Here is a 17,374-nt window from a genome sequence, read left to right as displayed (position 1 = left end):
AGTCGGAGCGGTTACATCATCTTCGCGACGGCATTCGACTTCGCCGCAGCCGCAGCCGGCGCCGGTGCGTTGCCGCCGGCATTCTCGGCGATGATGCGGGCGATTTCGGCGTCGGCTTCGTCGCCGTACTTCGCGAACACATTGGTCTCGTAGACGGTGTTCGGTGCGTTCACGAGCTGGTCGCCGCGTTCGTCCTTGATGTCCACGTCGACCTGCATCGACAGGCCGATGCGCAGCGGGTGCTTGGCGAGATCCTTCGGATCGAGTTCGATCCGCACCGGCAGGCGCTGCACGACCTTGATCCAGTTACCCGTCGCGTTCTGCGCCGGCAGCAGCGAGAACGCCGAGCCCGTACCTGCCGAGAAGCCGACCACCTTGCCGTGATAGACCGCCGACGAGCCGTAGATGTCGGCCGTCAGTTCGACCGGCTGGCCGATGCGCATGTGCTTGAGCTGGACTTCCTTGAAGTTCGCATCGACCCACACTGCGTTCAGCGGCACCACCGACATCAGCGGCGTGCCCGGCGACACGCGCTGGCCGACCTGCACCGAGCGCTTCGCGACATAGCCGGTGACCGGTGCGGGCAGCACGTTACGCGCGTTCGCCAGGTACGCGTCGCGAACCTTCGCGGCTGCGGCCATCACGTTCGGATGCGATGCGATCGTCGTGTTTGCGGTCAGCGCGCGGTTCGACGCGAGTTGTTGCTGCGAGGCGTCGAGCGATGCCTGGGCGGCGCGCACGGCGTCGCGTGCGTGCGAGATTTCTTCCTGCGACACGGCGCCCGTCTGCGCGACGGCCACGCGGCGACGGAGGTCGTCCTCGGCCTTCGACAGGTCGGACTGGCGCAGTGCGACTTGCGCGCGATACTGGTCGTCGTTGACGAACAGGCCGCGCACCTGGCGCACCGTCTGCGCGAGATTGGCTTCGGCCTGCTGCAGCGCGACCTGCGAGTCGGCCGGGTCGAGCACGACGAGCGGATCGCCGGCCTTCACCGTCTGCGTGTCGTCGGCCTTCACCGCGATCACGGTGCCGGTGACCTGCGGCGTGATCTGCACGACGTTGCCGTTCACGTACGCGTCGTCGGTCCCTTCATGGAAGCGGGCGACGAGGAAGTAGTACAGGCCATACGCGATGGCCGCGATCACGATGACCGCGACGAGCAGCGTCATCATCCGTTTGCGCTTGCCGTTGTTCTGCGGCTGTGCGCTGGCGGCGTTTTGTTGGTCGCTCATGGCGATTTTCTCCGTCCGTTATTTCGAGTGTCTGCGTAGTGGTGGCGCCGGATCAGTTGGCGGCCTGTTTTGTCGGCTTGTCGGCATCGGGCGCGGCAAGCGGCGTGCCGGTCGCGTCGAACCCGCCGCCGAGCGCCTTGATCAGTGCAAGCTGCATGTCGCGCCGGCGCATCTTCAGGTTGGTCACCGTCTGCTCCGATGCGAGGCGGTTGCTGTCCGCGGTCAGCACCTGCAGCTGCGGCGACAGGCCGGCCTTGTAGCGGATGACCGCGAGGTCGTATGCGCGCGTCGATGCGTCGAGGGCGCGTTGCGCATCGCCCATCTGGCGATCGACTGCGCGGATCGACGCGACCTGCGTCGCGACGTCGTTCAGCGCGCTGATCAGCGTCTGGTTGTAGTTCGCCACCGACAGGTCGAAGTCCGCGTAGCGGCCCTTGAGCTGCGCGCGCAGCGCGCCGGCGTCGAAAATCGGCAGGTGGATCGCCGGGCCGAATTGCGCCTGGCGGCTCGCGAAGTTCAGGAATTTGCCCCAGCCGAACGCATCGAAGCCGAAACCGGCCGCAAGGTTCACGTCGGGGTAGAACTCGGCCTTCGCTTCCTTCACGTCGTGCATCGCGGCTTCGACCTGCCAGCGCGCGGCGACGATGTCGGGGCGGCGCGAGACGAGATCGGCCGGCAGGTTGCCGGGCAGTGCGACATCGCCGCTCGGGTTCATCACGGGCGCCGCGATCTGCAGCCCGCGATCCGGGCCCTTGCCGAGCAGTGCCGCGAGCTGGTAGCGCACCGTCGTGATCTGCCCATCGAGATCGGACAGCGAAGCCTGGGTCGTCGCGATATTGCCGCGGGCCGTCTGGCGTTCGACGTTGGTGTCGAGGCCGGCCGACACGCGGCCGTCGGTGATCTTGCCGACCGTCTCGCGGTTGGCGATCTCGCGTTGGGCGATATCGCGCAGCGCATAGAGCTGCGCGAGCGAGTTGTAGGTGCGTGCGACCGACGACGCGAGCGTGATGCGTGCCTGCTGCATGTCGGCTTCGGCCGCCTTTTCCTGCGACACGGCAGTGTGCAGGCGCTCGCGGTTCTTGCCCCACAGGTCGAGTTCCCACGACGCGCTCGCGAGCGCGTTGTTCTCGCTGTACCACTGGCCGCCGTACGGCGGCGGGAACAGCGCGTTCGACGAATACAGCTCACGCGTCCACGAATAGCTGGCTTCCGCCTTGGGCATCAAGTTCGAACGCGACGATTCGATGTACGACGACGCCTTTGCGATGCGCGCCTGTGCCTGCGCGATCGACGGATTGCCCTGCAGGGCTTCGTCGATCAGCTTCGGCAACTGCGGATCGCCGAACTGGCTGGCCCAGTCGAGCGCCGGCCACTGGCCGCCCTGGGCCGGCAGGCTCTGGGCGGATTCGAATTGCGACGCGGGGGCGATCTGCTTGTCGCTCTTGATGCCGATGTAGTTCGCGCAGCCCGCCAGCGCCAGTGCGGCGACCGCGACGGCGACGGCGGTGCGGCACGACCCGGCGCGCACGGACAACGGGGAGGATTTCATCGCGCTGATCCCTGACTCGGAATGAATGATGGACACTGCAAGGATTTCCTTACATTAATCTGTCAAAAGTAATTGTTATGGCAACTATTACGTGATGCTGCCGCCGGCGGTCTCGCAATAGTTGCTGAGAATGCGACGCAGCATGCTCTTCAGGAACCCGACTTCTTCCGGCGTGAACCCGTCCAGCACCTGGTCGAGCACGCTGCGGAAAATCGGCGGCAGCCGTTCGGCGAGCGCACGGCCTTCGTCGGTCAGCTCGAGGCGCACGACACGTCGATCCTCGATGCTGCGGACGCGGGACAGCAGGCCGCGCTTTTCGACCCGGTCGAGCAGCCGCGTGACTGCGCTCGCGTCGATCCCGTACTCGCGGGCAAGCTCGGCGGCCGTCGAGCACTTGCCGACCGCGATCATGAACAGCATGCTCGCCTGCGTGCCCGTGATGCCGAGCTCTTCCTGCGTGCGTTGCGTGACGAGGTTGGTCATCACCGACTTCACGCGCGACATCAGATAACCGACGCTGTCGTTCATCTGGTACGAGGACAGCGGCGAAACGGGGGATGGGGTAGAAGAATCCGACATAAAACCCTGAAGCTGCAATAGTTGACTAGGCAGCAGTATAGGCACAGTTGCTTGCCGCGGCAAATGTTAATCGAACGGCAAGGGGCGCGCTTTGCATCTCAAAAATCCCTCATATCAATAAGGTTTTTGTGCCCGACGGCGACACGGGCTTCGACGGATTGGCGCGTTCGAGAGGAGGGTGCGCCGGCCTGCCTGCTGCGTTGCAACGTGCCCGTCGGTTACCGACATTCTCACGTGCTATAATTTGCGGCTTTCCAAGCTGCAATGCGCGCGCCCGTGAAAAACGAGCGGGCGCTTTTGCGCGTTCAAACGATTTCCAGGTTTCTATGACCCGCGCCCTTCGCAATATCGCCATCATCGCCCACGTCGACCACGGCAAGACCACGCTCGTCGACCAACTGCTCCGCCAGTCCGGCACCTTCCGCGAGAACCAGCAGGTTGCGGAGCGGGTGATGGACTCGAACGACATCGAAAAAGAGCGCGGGATCACGATTCTCGCGAAGAACTGCGCGGTCGAGTACGAAGGCACGCACATCAACATCGTCGACACGCCGGGGCACGCGGACTTCGGCGGCGAGGTGGAGCGTGTGCTGTCGATGGTCGACTCGGTGCTGCTGCTCGTCGACGCGGTCGAGGGCCCGATGCCGCAGACGCGCTTCGTCACGAAGAAGGCGCTGGCGCTCGGCCTGAAGCCGATCGTCATCGTCAACAAGATCGACCGTCCGGGTGCGCGGATCGACTGGGTCATCAATCAGACCTTCGACCTGTTCGACAAGCTCGGCGCAACCGAAGAGCAGCTCGATTTTCCGATCGTCTACGCATCGGGCCTGAACGGCTATGCGTCGCTCGACCCGGCCGCGCGCGAAGGCGACATGCGCCCGCTGTTCGAGGCAGTCCTCGAGCACGTGCCGGTCCGTCCGGCGGATCCGGACGCGCCGCTGCAACTGCAGATCACGTCGCTCGACTATTCGACGTACGTCGGCCGGATCGGCGTCGGCCGCATCACGCGCGGTCGCATCAAGCCGGGCCAGCCGGTCGCGATGCGCTTCGGCCCGGAAGGCGAAGTGCTGAACCGCAAGATCAACCAGGTGCTGTCGTTCACGGGCCTCGAGCGCGTGCAGGTCGAATCCGCCGAAGCGGGCGACATCGTGCTGATCAACGGTATTGAAGACGTCGGCATCGGCGCAACGATCTGCGCGGTCGATACGCCGGAAGCGCTGCCGATGATCACCGTCGACGAGCCGACGCTGACGATGAACTTCCTCGTCAATTCGTCGCCGCTCGCCGGCCGCGAAGGCAAGTTCGTCACGAGCCGCCAGATCCGCGACCGCCTGATGAAGGAACTGAACCACAACGTCGCGCTGCGCGTGAAGGACACCGGCGACGAAACGGTGTTCGAAGTGTCGGGCCGCGGCGAACTGCACCTGACGATTCTCGTCGAGAACATGCGCCGTGAAGGCTATGAGCTGGCCGTGTCGCGTCCGCGCGTCGTGATGCAGGAAATCGACGGCGTGCGTCACGAGCCGTACGAACTGCTGACCGTCGACGTCGAGGACGAGCACCAGGGTGGCGTGATGGAAGAGCTCGGCCGCCGCAAGGGCGAGATGCTCGACATGGCATCGGACGGCCGTGGTCGCACGCGTCTGGAGTACAAGATCTCGGCGCGTGGCCTGATCGGCTTCCAGAGCGAATTCCTGACGCTCACGCGCGGCACGGGCCTGATGAGCCACATCTTCGACTCGTACGCACCGGTCAAGGACGGTTCGGTCTTCGAGCGCCGCAACGGCGTGTTGATCTCGCAGGACGACGGCGCTGCCGTGGCCTATGCACTGTGGAAGCTTCAGGATCGCGGCCGCATGTTCGTGAAGCCGGGCGATGCGCTCTATGAGGGCATGATCATCGGCATCCACAGCCGTGACAACGACCTCGTCGTGAACCCGATCAAGGGCAAGCAGCTGACCAACGTGCGCGCGTCGGGCACCGACGAAGCCGTGCGCCTGGTGCCGCCGGTCCAGATGTCGCTCGAGTACGCGGTCGAATTCATCGACGACGACGAGCTTGTCGAAGTGACGCCGCAGTCGATCCGCCTGCGCAAGCGCTTCCTGAAGGAGCACGAGCGTCGCCGCGCGAGCCGCGAAGGCGCGGTCGACTAAGCATCGATCGTTCCCGTGCAGGACGAGAAAGGCCGCCTTCGGGTGGCCTTTTTTGCATCTGCCCGATGTGCAATCGGGGGCGCTGCAAAACACTGTTCCCGCGGGTTGTGGCAATCCGGCAAAACCCCGTCGCGCGGTGCTTTCAGGCACATTTCGCCGTGAACTCCGGTATCGGTTCTGTGATATGCTGCGCGCACGCAAGTTTTAGGTCCTTCCAAGCAAGACTTGATTCGCAATCCGCTAAACGGTCAGGCCGTGTCGCGGAAGGTTGAGTAACCCGCTATTTCTCGAGAAGCTCGAAGAAAGGTGAGCGTAAAATGTCAGATGTAATGAAGCAGTTTCAGCTGAACTCCTATCTGTTCGGCGGCAATGCTTCGTACGTTGAAGAACTGTACGATGCATATCTCAACAATCCGGCATCGGTGCCGGAGAACTGGCGAGAGTATTTCGACGCGCTGCAGAACGTGCCTGCAACGGACGGCTCGAATGCCAATGACGTCGCTCATTTCCCGATCGTCGAATCGTTCGCCGAGCGTGCGAAGGCCAATGCCTTCATCCCGCGCGAAAGCAGCACCAACCTTGCTGCAGCGCGCAAGCAAGTGCACGTGCAGTCCCTCATCAGCGCTTATCGCTTCCTTGGCTCGCAATGGGCCAATCTCGATCCCCTGAAGCGTCGCGAACGTCCCGCCATTCCCGAACTCGAACCCGCGTTCTACGACTTCTCCGAAGGCGACCTCGACCAGACGTACAGCGCAAGCAACCTGTATTTCGGTTTCGACCAGGCTTCGTTGCGCGACATCGTCAAGGGCCTGCGTGACACGTACTGCGGCACGATCGGCGCCGAGTACATGTACATCAGCGACCCGGAACAGAAGCGCTGGTGGCAGGAGCGTCTGGAATCGACCCGTGCGACGCCGAACTTCTCGGCAGACGAGAAGAAGCACATCCTGAATCGCCTGACGGCCGCCGAAGGCCTCGAGCGTTACCTGCATACCAAGTACGTCGGCCAGAAGCGCTTCTCGCTCGAAGGCGGCGAAAGCTTCATCGCGGCGATGGACGAAGTCGTCCAGCACGCGGGCAAGCGCGGCGTGCAGGAAATCATCATCGGCATGGCGCACCGCGGCCGTCTGAACGTGCTGGTCAACACGCTGGGCAAGATGCCGGCCGACCTGTTCGCCGAATTCGAAGGCAAGCACGTCGACGACCTGCCGGCAGGTGACGTGAAGTACCACAAGGGCTTCTCGTCGGACGTGTCGACGGAAGGCGGCCCGGTCCACCTGTCGCTCGCGTTCAACCCGTCGCACCTCGAAATCGTGAACCCGGTGGTCGAAGGTTCCGCGAAGGCGCGGATGGACCGTCGCGGCGACGAAGACGGCCTGCAGGTGCTGCCGGTGCAGATCCACGGCGACGCGGCCTTCGCTGGCCAGGGCGTCGTGATGGAAACGCTGAACCTCGCGCAGACGCGCGGTTACGGCACGCACGGCACGCTGCACATCGTCATCAACAACCAGATCGGCTTCACGACGTCCGACCCGCGCGACGCGCGCTCGACGCTGTACTGTACCGACGTCGTCAAGATGATCGAGGCGCCGGTGCTGCACGTGAACGGCGACGATCCGGAAGCCGTGATCCTCGCGACGCAGATCGCGATCGACTACCGGATGCAGTTCCACAAGGATGTCGTGATCGACATCGTCTGCTTCCGCAAGCTGGGTCACAACGAGCAGGACACGCCGGCGGTCACGCAGCCGCTGATGTACAAGAAGATCGCACAGCACCCGGGCACCCGTGCGCTGTACGCCGAGAAGCTCGTGCAGCAGGGCGTGATCACCGCGGAAGACGCCGACAACTACGTGAAGGCGTACCGCAAGGCGATGGACGACGGTCACCACACGGTCGATCCGGTCCTGTCGAACTACAAGAGCAAGTACGCGGTCGACTGGGTTCCGTTCCTGAACCGCAAGTGGACGGATGCAGCCGACACGGCCGTGCCGCTCGCCGAACTGAAGCGCCTGGGCGAACGCATCACGACGGTCCCGGAAAACTTCAAGGTTCACCCGCTCGTCGAGCGCGTGATCAACGACCGCCGCAACATGGCGCGTGGCGACCAGCCGCTCGACTGGGGCATGGGTGAACACCTCGCGTTCGCGTCGCTCGTCGCATCGGGCTACTCGGTGCGCCTGACGGGCCAGGACTCGGGCCGCGGCACGTTCACGCACCGTCACGCGGTGCTGCACGACCAGAACCGCGAGCGCTGGAACGACGGCACGTACGTGCCGCTGCAGAACATCGCCGACGGTCAGGCGAAGTTCACGGTGATCGACTCGGTGCTGTCGGAAGAAGCGGTGCTGGGCTTCGAATACGGTTACTCGACCGCCGAGCCGAACACGCTCGTGCTGTGGGAAGCCCAGTTCGGTGACTTCGTCAACGGTGCGCAGGTCGTGATCGACCAGTTCATCTCGTCGGGCGAAGTGAAGTGGGGTCGCGTGTCGGGTCTGACGATGCTGCTGCCGCACGGCTACGAAGGCCAGGGTCCGGAACACTCGTCGACGCGTATCGAGCGTTTCCTGCAGCTGTGTGCCGATCACAACATGCAGGTCGTTCAACCGACGACGCCGGCGCAGATTTTCCACCTGCTGCGTCGCCAGATGATCCGCCTGTTCCGCAAGCCGCTGATCGTCGCAACGCCGAAGTCGCTGCTGCGCCACAAGGAAGCCGTATCGGACCTGTCGGAGCTCGCGAAGGGTTCGTTCCAGCCGGTGCTGGGCGAAACCGACGGCGGCATCGACGCGAAGAAGGTCAAGCGCGTGCTGGCATGCTCGGGCCGCGTGTATTACGACCTCGTCGCACATCGCCGCGAAGCGAAGGCGAACGACGTCGCGATCATCCGTATCGAGCAGCTGTATCCGTTCGCGCACAAGCAGTTCGAAGCCGAAATGAAGAAGTACGAGAACGCGACTGAAGTGGTCTGGGTGCAGGACGAGCCGCAGAACCAGGGCCCCTGGTTCTACGTCGAGCACCACCTGAAGGAAGGCATGAAGGAAGGGCAGAAGCTGGCATACAGCGGCCGTCCGGCTTCGGCCTCGCCGGCGGTTGGCTACTACGCGAAGCACTACGAGCAGCAGAAGGCCCTCATCGAAGGTGCTTTCGGCCGCCTGAAGAGCGCATCGATCGCGAAATAACCGACGGAAGCGAAACGGGAAGGCGCAGCGCGCTTTCCCGTCTCCTTTGGCCCGCCGGGCGCGCTGCGCGCCGCACCGGCCGAAGGAATCGCACGAACCTCGTCACACCCCAGATTAAGCATCCAGGAAAATCACATGGCTATCGTAGAAGTCAAAGTCCCCCAGCTTTCGGAGTCGGTTTCGGAAGCCACCATGCTGCAGTGGAAGAAGAAGCCGGGCGAAGCAGTCGCGCAGGACGAAATCCTGATCGAACTCGAGACCGACAAGGTCGTGCTCGAAGTGCCGGCACCGGCCGCGGGCGTGCTCGCGCAAGTGCTGCAGAACGACGGTGACACCGTCGTTGCCGATCAACTGATCGCTACGATCGATACGGAAGCGAAGGCAGGTGCAGCCGAAGCCGCGGCGGGCGCGGCCGAAGTCAAGCCGGCCGCAGCGCCTGCTGCAGCCGCACCGGCAGCACAGCCGGCTACCGCAACGGCATCGAGCTCGGGTACGGCATCGCCGGCCGCATCGAAGCTGCTGGCCGAGAAGGGCCTGTCGGCAGGCGACGTCGCAGGTTCGGGCCGCGACGGCCGCGTCACGAAGGGCGACGCGCTGGCCGCAGGCAGCGCACCGAAGGCCGCTCCGGCTGCCGCACCGGCAAAGGCCGCGGCGAAGCCGTCGCTGCCGGAAGTGAAGGTGCCGGCGTCGGCGACGACGTGGCTCAACGACCGTCCGGAACAGCGCGTGCCGATGTCGCGTCTGCGTGCGCGTATCGCCGAGCGTCTGCTCGAATCGCAGCAGACCAACGCGATCCTGACGACGTTCAACGAAGTCAACATGGCTCCGGTCATGGAGCTGCGCAACAAGTACAAGGACAAGTTCGAGAAGGAACACGGCGTGAAGCTCGGCTTCATGTCGTTCTTCGTGAAGGCCGCTGTCCACGCACTGAAGAAGTTCCCGCTCGTGAACGCGTCGATCGACGGTAACGACATCGTCTACCACGGTTACTTCGACATCGGTATCGCCGTCGGCTCGCCGCGTGGCCTGGTCGTGCCGATCCTGCGCAACGCGGATCAGCTGAGCCTCGCCGAGATCGAGAAGAAGATCGCCGAATTCGGCCAGAAGGCCAAGGACGGCAAGCTGTCGATCGAGGAAATGACGGGCGGTACGTTCTCGATCTCGAACGGCGGCGTGTTCGGCTCGATGCTGTCGACCCCGATCATCAACCCGCCGCAATCGGCAATCCTCGGCGTGCACGCGACGAAGGAGCGTCCGGTCGTTGAAAACGGCCAGATCGTGATCCGTCCGATCAACTACCTCGCGCTGTCGTACGACCACCGCATCATCGACGGCCGCGAAGCCGTGCTGTCGCTCGTCGCGATGAAGGATGCGCTGGAAGATCCGGCACGCCTGCTGCTCGACCTGTAAGCCGAGTCTCACTGCATCGACCCGTTCTGCACGTTCGCGCTCGCGCGCGAACGTGCAGGCGTACAAGTAGAAAGGATTGTCATGTCCAAGGAATTTGACGTCGTCGTGATCGGCGCCGGCCCCGGCGGCTACATCGCCGCGATTCGCGCCGCGCAGCTCGGCAAGACCGTTGCCTGTATCGAGAAGTGGAAGAACCCGGCCGGCGCGCTGAAGCTCGGCGGCACCTGCCTGAACGTCGGCTGCATCCCGTCGAAGGCGCTGCTCGCGTCGTCGGAAGAGTTCGAGAACGCGTCGCATCACCTGACCGACCACGGCATCACGGTCGACGGCGTGAAGATCGACGTCGCGAAGATGCTCGGCCGCAAGGACGCGATCGTCGAGAAGATGACGAGCGGGATCGAGTTCCTGTTCAAGAAGAACAAGATCACCTGGCTGAAGGGCCATGGCAAGTTCACCGGCAAGACCGACGCCGGCGTGCAGATCGAAGTGAGCGGCGAGGGTGAAACCGAAGTCGTCACCGCGAAGAACGTGATCATCGCGACGGGTTCGAAGGCGCGTCACCTGCCGGGCATCCCGGTCGACAACAAGATCGTGTCGGACAACGAAGGTGCGCTGACGTTCGACTCGGTGCCGAAGAAGCTCGCCGTGATCGGCGCAGGCGTGATCGGCCTCGAGCTCGGCTCGGTGTGGCGTCGCCTGGGTGCCGAAGTGACGGTGCTCGAAGCGCTGCCGGCATTCCTCGGCGCAGCCGACGAAGCGCTCGCGAAGGAAGCGGCCAAGCTGTTCAAGAAGCAGGGCCTCGACATCCATCTCGGCGTGAAGATCGGCGAAGTGAAGACGACCGCCGACGGCGTGTCGATCGCTTACACGGACAAGGACGGCAACGCGCAGACGCTCGACGCCGACCGCCTGATCGTGTCGGTCGGCCGCGTGCCGAACACCGACAACCTCGGCCTCGAGGCAATCGGCCTGAAGGCGAACGAGCGCGGCTTCATCGACGTGGACGACCACTGCCGCACGGCGGTGCCGAACGTCTACGCGATCGGCGACGTGGTGCGCGGCCCGATGCTCGCGCACAAGGCGGAAGACGAAGGCGTGCTGGTCGCGGAAGTGATCGACGGCCAGAAGCCGCACATCGACTACAACTGCATTCCTTGGGTGATCTACACGTACCCGGAAATCGCATGGGTCGGCAAGACGGAGCAGCAGCTGAAGGCGGAAGGCCGCGAGATCAAGTCGGGCAAGTTCCCGTTCTCGATCAACGGCCGCGCGCTCGGCATGAACGCGCCGGACGGTTTCGTGAAGATGATCGCGGATGCGAAGACCGACGAACTGCTCGGCGTGCACGTGATCGGCGCGAACGCGTCGGACCTGATCGCGGAAGCCGTGGTGGCGATGGAATTCAAGGCGGCGTCGGAAGACATCGCCCGTATCTGCCATCCGCACCCGTCGATGTCGGAAGTGATGCGCGAAGCGGCGCTCGCCGTCGACAAGCGCTCGCTGAACAGCTGAGCGCGGTATAGCGCCGGCCGGCCATCGGCCGGCGCAGCCGTCTCATGACGAGGGCGGGCGGGGTTTCCCGTCCGCCTTCGTTTTTTCCGGTTTGCCCGATGAACGTCACCGAATACTACACGCGCGAGCTGACCACGCGCGGCTATCAGTCCGATCCCGCGCAGCGCGCGGCCGTCGATCGCCTGCAGCAATGTTTCGACGAGTGGGTCGAGTACAAGGCGCGCCGCTCGAACGCATTCAAGAAGCTCATCAATCATCCCGACCTCCCGCGCGGCGTCTACATGTGGGGCGGCGTCGGTCGCGGCAAGAGCTTCCTGATGGACAGCTTCTACGCGGTCGTGCCCGTGCAGCGCAAGACGCGCCTGCATTTCCACGAATTCATGCGCGAGGTACACCGCGAGCTCGAGGAACTGAAAGGGCAGGCCGATCCGCTCGACGAACTCGCGCGGCGTATCGCGAAGCGCTACCGTCTGATCTGCTTCGACGAGTTCCACGTGTCGGACATTGCCGATGCGATGATCCTGTACCGTCTGCTCGACCGTCTGTTCAACAACGGCGTGCAGTTCGTGATGACGTCCAACTACGATCCCGACGACCTGTATCCGGACGGTCTTCATCGCGACCGCATGCTGCCGGCGATTGCGCTGATCAAGGACAAGCTCGACGTGCTGAACGTCGACGCGGGCGTCGATTATCGCCAGCGCACGCTCGCGCAGGTGAAGATGTATCACACGCCGCTCGGCGCGGACGCCGATCGCGAATTGCGCCATGCGTTCGGCAAGCTCGCGGCGGTACCCGATGAAAGCCCGCTCCTGCATATCGAGAAGCGCGAGCTGAAGGCGCTGCGCAAGGCGGACGGCGTCGTGTGGTTCGATTTCGCGACGCTGTGCGGCGGCCCGCGCTCGCAGAACGACTATCTCGAACTCGCGAGCCGGTTCCACGCGATCGTGCTGTCCGAGGTGCCGCAGATGTCGCCGCGGATGGCGTCCGAAGCGCGCCGCTTCACGTGGCTGATCGACGTGCTGTACGACCACAAGGTCAAGCTGCTGATGTCCGCGGCGGTGCCGGCGGAGCAGTTGTACGTCGAAGGTCCGATGGCCAACGAGTTTGCGCGTACGGTCTCGCGCATCGTCGAGATGCAGTCGAAGGAGTATCTCGAAACACCGCGCCGCATCGTCGATACGTCGCTGACCTGAGTGCGATTTCCGGCAATTGGCGGTATTCAAACGTCAATTCCGGTCAAATTCAGGCGATCTCGGGGTATTTTCGGACTTGTCTTATATTCACGGTTGAGGTGAGCCGATATCGTTGTGTCATGGTTACCAAGGCTGGAGATGTCCATGACACCGTATCGCGATCTGACCGACCACGAGTGGCGCCGCGTCGCGCCGCTTCTGCCCGAAATGCAGCCGCGCACCGAGTTGCGCGGCCGGCCGCTAGCCAATACCCGTGCCGTGATGAACGGCGTGCTCTGGGTCATATACAGCGGCGCAACGTGGTCGGCGATGCCGCGCCGTTACCCTTCGTATCAGACGTGCCATCGCCGCTTCAAGGTCTGGCATGAGACGGGCACGCTGATGAGCGTGATGCGTGAACTCTACGGCGACTCGGGCGTGAACCTGTGCAACGAATTGTCGGTGCGGATGCGCAAGCATACGCAATCGAAGGCGGCGGAAGCGCGTAGCGGCGTGGTACCCGTGGGTCGCTCACCGAGCAGTTATGCGCCGGATGCGATGAAGCACGCAGCCTGATGTCCGCTGTTTACTGCGTTGTTTGTGCCGACGCGCGCACCAAAAGAAAACCGGCCTGACGATGAATTCGTCAGGCCGGTTTTTTCATAAAGCCGCGCGTTTCAGCGCGCGCCACGTTATTGTTGGCGAACCCAGGTCTGCGACCGGCCGAGCAGCGATACGCCGATATAGCCGCGCACGACGAGTTTCTGGCCGCCGTCTTCAAGCGTCATCTTGCACTTGTAGACCTTGCCGTTCTCCGGGTCGAGAATGTTGCCGCCGTCCCAGTGGTCGCCTTCCTTCTTCATCGCCTTGATGATCGTCATGCCCTTGATCAGCTGATCCTTGCGCTCGTCCGTGCAGGCGGTACAGCGGCGATCAGGCGTATCGTTCGCGCCGAGGCCCTTGACGACCTTGCCGGTCAGCGCACCGTCGCCGTCCTCGGCGATCTGCACGAGTGCCTTCGGCTGATGGGTGTTGTCGTCGATCGTCTGCCACATACCGATGGGGCTGTCTGCCTGTGCGAACGTGGGGGCGGCGCAAGCCAGCAGTGCGCCGGTGATGGCGATTGCACGCAACGGGCGGGTCAGTTGAATCATTGTCATCCTCCTTGTTTTGCATGTCGTGTTCGATTTGCCCGCACGACCGTCTGCATGGGGCGGGCATGTTGCGAGCTTCGCCAGAATACGTGAAACCGCGCGCCACGTTTGATAGAGGGGACTCTAATCGAAACAGCCCGCATGGCGCGGGCTGTTTGGTGACCGATCAGTTGAGCTGATACGAGAATGCGGCGTTGATGCGCGGGCTGCGTGATGCGCTTTCGACTGGCGCGTCACCCACCGGCTTCGCGACGTTCAGGTCGAGGCTGTAGAAGCGGCTGTCCGTGAAACGCACACCGATGCCGACCGACGACATGCGGTTGGGCGACGGCGTGCCTGAATGCAGGTACACACGCGCCATGTCGTAGGCGATGTACGGCGTCACGGACTTCATATACGTCCAGCCCGGCGTGAAGCCGCGGTTGACCTCCAGCGACATCCCCCATCCCGAGTCGCCCGACGCTTCGCCCGGCTGATAGCCGAGCGCGTAGCGCGTCGAGCCGAACGAGATCTGCTCGGACGTCGGCAGTGAGTCAGGGCTGTATTGCCCGGTCAGCGAGACTGACGTGCCGATCCGGAACGGCCATTCGTTGGTTTGCGTGAAGGTCGCGCCGGTACGGACGAAGGTCAGCGACGTCGGGTCGGCGTATGTAATCCCCACACCGTTAACCACGCCAGTCTGCGATTTCGATGCACCGAGGATGTCGAATGCCTTGGCGACGTTGACGCTCAGTTTTCGCACCTGCTTCGGTTCGACGCTCGTGTAGTCGAGCTGCAATTGCATCACGCGGACCTGTGACCGGTTTTCGAGGGTATTGCCGTTGATCTGGCTTTGGTAGCGGTCTTCGTTGTGTGCGGCATAACCCGACACAGTGCCGAGCAGGCTGCGCTGGTTGTTCAGCAGTATCGGATAGGATGCCGAAAGACCAAGCTTCTCGTTCTTGACGGTGCGTTCGACGGACGACGGCAGGCCCGGATTGTCAGTAGGCTTGCCGCGATAGGTGCTTGCATCGAGGCGCGTGATCAGGCCGCTGCTGCCGACAGGCACCGCGCCGCTGAACGCGAAGTAGGTCTGCTTGTCACGCCCCGGCGGCGCCAGTGCGGAGATGCTCAGCTGCTCGCCGAACTTCGTGAGGCCGTTTTCGGTCGCGGTGATGAGGCCCTGTACGCCCGGGTGGTTGAAATCGATACCGGTGCTGACGTTGAATGCCTTGCGGTCGACGGCAAGTTCGAGCGTCGTGGCGCCGTCGGTGGTTTGCGGCGGTGGTACGTTCGCCTTCACCGTGAGGCCGGGCAAGAGGCCGAACGTGTTCACGTAGCGCTCGAACGTTGCGCGGCGCAGCGGGCGATCGTCGGTGATATGCGCTGCGATCGCGCGAATCTTCGATTCCATTGCCCCGGGCTTGCCGGTGACCTTGACGTCCGACACATAACCTTCAACAACCGTGATGCGCACGACACCGTTCTCGAACGTCTGCGCGGGAACAAACGCGAACGACAGCGCGTAACCGCGTTCCTGGTAAAGCTTCGTCACGCCGTTGGCGGTTTCGATCAGATCGCCGATCGTGATGTCCTTGCCGACGAGGGGGGTGAAGCGACGCGAGATTTCCTCGAACGGTACCGACTTTACGCCTTCGACCTGGAATGTCGTCGGTGTCAGGTGGCGCGACAGCAACTCCTGCAGTTGCGGCGCCTGGGGCGCGACCTGCACGGTTACGTTCGGGCCGGTTTTCGGCGCGTTGATCTGGGGCAGGGAGTCGAGCGGGTTACCGCCGACGCGCGTTTGTGCCTGTGCCGTGCTGGCTGCCGCGATGGCGGCGAGCAGCATCATCCATCTGTCGAGTCTGGATTTCATTGTTCTTCCTCGTAGGCCTTGCTTTTCGTCTTCTTTGTAATGCCGGCGCGCGACACCAGGGTGCCGCGCGCCGCGTGCCGCAATGCCGGTTGTGTTTGTACGGTCGCACCATCCGCTCCGGCTGCGAAGGTGCGACCGTCCTCCTTACTTGCCAACGCTACCCAGCGTACCCAGCAACCCCGTTACCGGTGCCAGCAGGCCCGTCGAGCCGCCGCCCGACGTTGTCGTTCCCGTGACGCTGCCGACCAGCGACGTGACCGGCGCGAGCGGGCTCGCTCCCCCGGATCCCGCTGCGCCGCCAACTGCTCCGGTGACAGTATTCAGCAAACCGGTGACAGGCGCGAGAGGGTTTGCACTGCCTGCGCCACCCGCTGCGCCGCCGAGCGTGCCCGTGACCGTCGACACGAGATTCGTGACGGGGGCGAGCGGGCCGCCGCTACCGCCCGCCGCACCGCTCAGTGCGCCGGTAACGGTGGAGACGAGGCCCGTGACGGGCGCGAGCGGGCTGCTGCCCGAACCGCCGGTCGCGCCGCCGAGTGCACCCGTGAGCGAGCCGAGCGGCGTCGAGCCGAGACCCGACAGCAGGCCGCCGAGCGGATTCGTCGAGCCGGAACCCGACGACGTGCCGTTCTGCACGGTCGCCGTCGAGCCGCCGACGAGGCTCGTGATCAGGCCGGGGATCGGCGCCGCGCCGTTCGGGCCGTTCGGGTTGACGAGGCCGCCCGCGTTGGTCACGGTGTTGCCGACCGCCGTCACGAGCTGACCGACGTCGCCGACGAGCGGCTGGCTCGACGTGCCGCCAACCTGCTTGCCGGCCGAACTGATCGCGCCGCCGACCTGGCCGAGCAGGCCCGAGACAGGTTGGCCGAGGCCGGTCGTCGTGCCGACCTGTTGCGTGACCTGGCCCGCGGTGATCACGAGCGGCGTGATCGCCGAGCTGAGCGGCTGCGTCACTTGCTGCACGGCGCCCGACGACAGCGTCGAGCCGATCGTCGTGCCGGCAGCCGTCAGGCCATTGGCCACCGTGTCGAGCACGGTGCCGACCGGGGTTGTGACGGGCGCGAGCGGCGCGAGTTGCCCCGTGCCGAGCGCCTTGACCGTCGAGCTCAGGCCGGACACCGTGTTGCTCGTCGCGCCGACCACGTTGCCGAGGCCAGCGACGGTCGTGCCGACCGGATCCTTAGTCGTACCGATCTGTCCCAGCCCGTTGCTCACGGCATCGGCAGCTGCGCCGACGATCGTGCCCGTGCTGGAGAGCGTGCTGCCGACGCCCTTCGTCACACCGTCGCCGAGGCCGGGCACGGTGATGTTGCCGACCGTGCTGCCGAGGTCGGTGGCCGTCTGGCCAACCGTGCTGACGACGCCCTTGGTGCCGGTGGACGTGCCGCTGGTGCCGCTCGTGCTCGGTGTACCGCTCGTGCTGCTGGGGTTGTTGTTGCTGCTGGTCGGCGGCGAACTCACGCCGCCGCCGCCGCAGGCGGCCAGCAGGCAGGCTGCGGCGAAGGCCGTGAGGGGCACGCGCCACTGGTGCAGGGCGGCTGTCGTGAGAGAACGTTGCTGGGACATGATTGAC

Annotated in this window: 12 protein-coding genes; 6 read left to right on the top strand and 6 right to left on the bottom strand. The window is 64.3% G+C overall.

All coding sequences use genetic code 11. The features are described from left to right. Positions 1 to 11: 11 nt before the first annotated feature. The 3 genes from ABIC51_RS10320 to ABIC51_RS10310 form a co-directional block, all read right to left on the bottom strand. The gene (locus ABIC51_RS10320; protein WP_059700077.1) at positions 12 to 1,232 is read right to left on the bottom strand and encodes an HlyD family secretion protein; all 1,221 of its coding nucleotides are present in this window, start codon (positions 1,230 to 1,232) and stop codon (positions 12 to 14) included. Between the two features lie 52 nt (positions 1,233 to 1,284). Beyond that, positions 1,285 to 2,781, bottom strand: coding sequence for an efflux transporter outer membrane subunit (locus ABIC51_RS10315; protein ID WP_060084789.1), 1,497 nt, complete (start codon positions 2,779 to 2,781; stop codon positions 1,285 to 1,287). Positions 2,782 to 2,868: 87 nt separating this feature from the next. Then, positions 2,869 to 3,360, bottom strand: a complete 492-nt coding sequence (locus ABIC51_RS10310) for a MarR family winged helix-turn-helix transcriptional regulator (RefSeq protein ID WP_027787684.1) — start codon at positions 3,358 to 3,360, stop codon at positions 2,869 to 2,871. Positions 3,361 to 3,686: 326 nt separating this feature from the next. On the opposite strand from ABIC51_RS10310, the gene typA reads away from it, so the two are divergent. The 6 genes from typA (at position 3,687) to ABIC51_RS10280 (ending at position 13,368) form a co-directional block, all read left to right on the top strand. Continuing rightward, a complete protein-coding gene (gene typA, locus ABIC51_RS10305) occupies positions 3,687 to 5,513 on the top strand; it encodes a translational GTPase TypA (protein ID WP_027787683.1) in 1,827 nt (608 codons plus the stop codon). Between the two features lie 317 nt (positions 5,514 to 5,830). Beyond that, positions 5,831 to 8,695: a 2-oxoglutarate dehydrogenase E1 component gene (locus ABIC51_RS10300; RefSeq protein ID WP_027787682.1), complete on the top strand. Its 2,865-nt coding sequence runs from the start codon at positions 5,831 to 5,833 to the stop codon at positions 8,693 to 8,695. 135 nt (positions 8,696 to 8,830) lie between these two features. After that, positions 8,831 to 10,105 carry a 2-oxoglutarate dehydrogenase complex dihydrolipoyllysine-residue succinyltransferase gene (gene odhB, locus ABIC51_RS10295; RefSeq protein ID WP_060084790.1) on the top strand — a complete coding sequence of 425 codons (1,275 nt, stop codon included), beginning with the start codon at positions 8,831 to 8,833 and terminating at the stop codon, positions 10,103 to 10,105. Positions 10,106 to 10,186: 81 nt separating this feature from the next. Continuing rightward, the gene (lpdA, locus tag ABIC51_RS10290) at positions 10,187 to 11,617 is read left to right on the top strand and encodes a dihydrolipoyl dehydrogenase (protein ID WP_048020748.1); all 1,431 of its coding nucleotides are present in this window, start codon (positions 10,187 to 10,189) and stop codon (positions 11,615 to 11,617) included. A 98-nt stretch (positions 11,618 to 11,715) separates the two neighbouring features. Then, a complete protein-coding gene (gene zapE, locus ABIC51_RS10285) occupies positions 11,716 to 12,813 on the top strand; it encodes a cell division protein ZapE (RefSeq protein ID WP_027787679.1) in 1,098 nt (365 codons plus the stop codon). Between the two features lie 144 nt (positions 12,814 to 12,957). Next, positions 12,958 to 13,368: a transposase gene (locus ABIC51_RS10280; RefSeq protein ID WP_027787678.1), complete on the top strand. Its 411-nt coding sequence runs from the start codon at positions 12,958 to 12,960 to the stop codon at positions 13,366 to 13,368. A 116-nt stretch (positions 13,369 to 13,484) separates the two neighbouring features. Here ABIC51_RS10280 and ABIC51_RS10275 read toward each other — a convergent pair whose 3' ends face one another. The 3 genes from ABIC51_RS10275 to ABIC51_RS10265 form a co-directional block, all read right to left on the bottom strand. Further along, a complete protein-coding gene (locus ABIC51_RS10275) occupies positions 13,485 to 13,946 on the bottom strand; it encodes a DUF2147 domain-containing protein (RefSeq protein WP_027787677.1) in 462 nt (153 codons plus the stop codon). A gap of 166 nt (positions 13,947 to 14,112) precedes the next feature. Then, positions 14,113 to 15,801, bottom strand: coding sequence for a ShlB/FhaC/HecB family hemolysin secretion/activation protein (locus ABIC51_RS10270; protein WP_146254115.1), 1,689 nt, complete (start codon positions 15,799 to 15,801; stop codon positions 14,113 to 14,115). Positions 15,802 to 15,945: 144 nt separating this feature from the next. After that, positions 15,946 to 17,367: a collagen-like triple helix repeat-containing protein gene (locus ABIC51_RS10265; RefSeq protein WP_136470426.1), complete on the bottom strand. Its 1,422-nt coding sequence runs from the start codon at positions 17,365 to 17,367 to the stop codon at positions 15,946 to 15,948. Positions 17,368 to 17,374: the final 7 nt, after the last annotated feature.

The sequence above is a fragment of the Burkholderia sp. 572 genome (genome assembly GCF_040545135.1).
GTDB classification, from domain to species: domain Bacteria; phylum Pseudomonadota; class Gammaproteobacteria; order Burkholderiales; family Burkholderiaceae; genus Burkholderia; species Burkholderia cepacia.
This window is presented reverse-complemented; position numbering and strand designations above follow the sequence as displayed.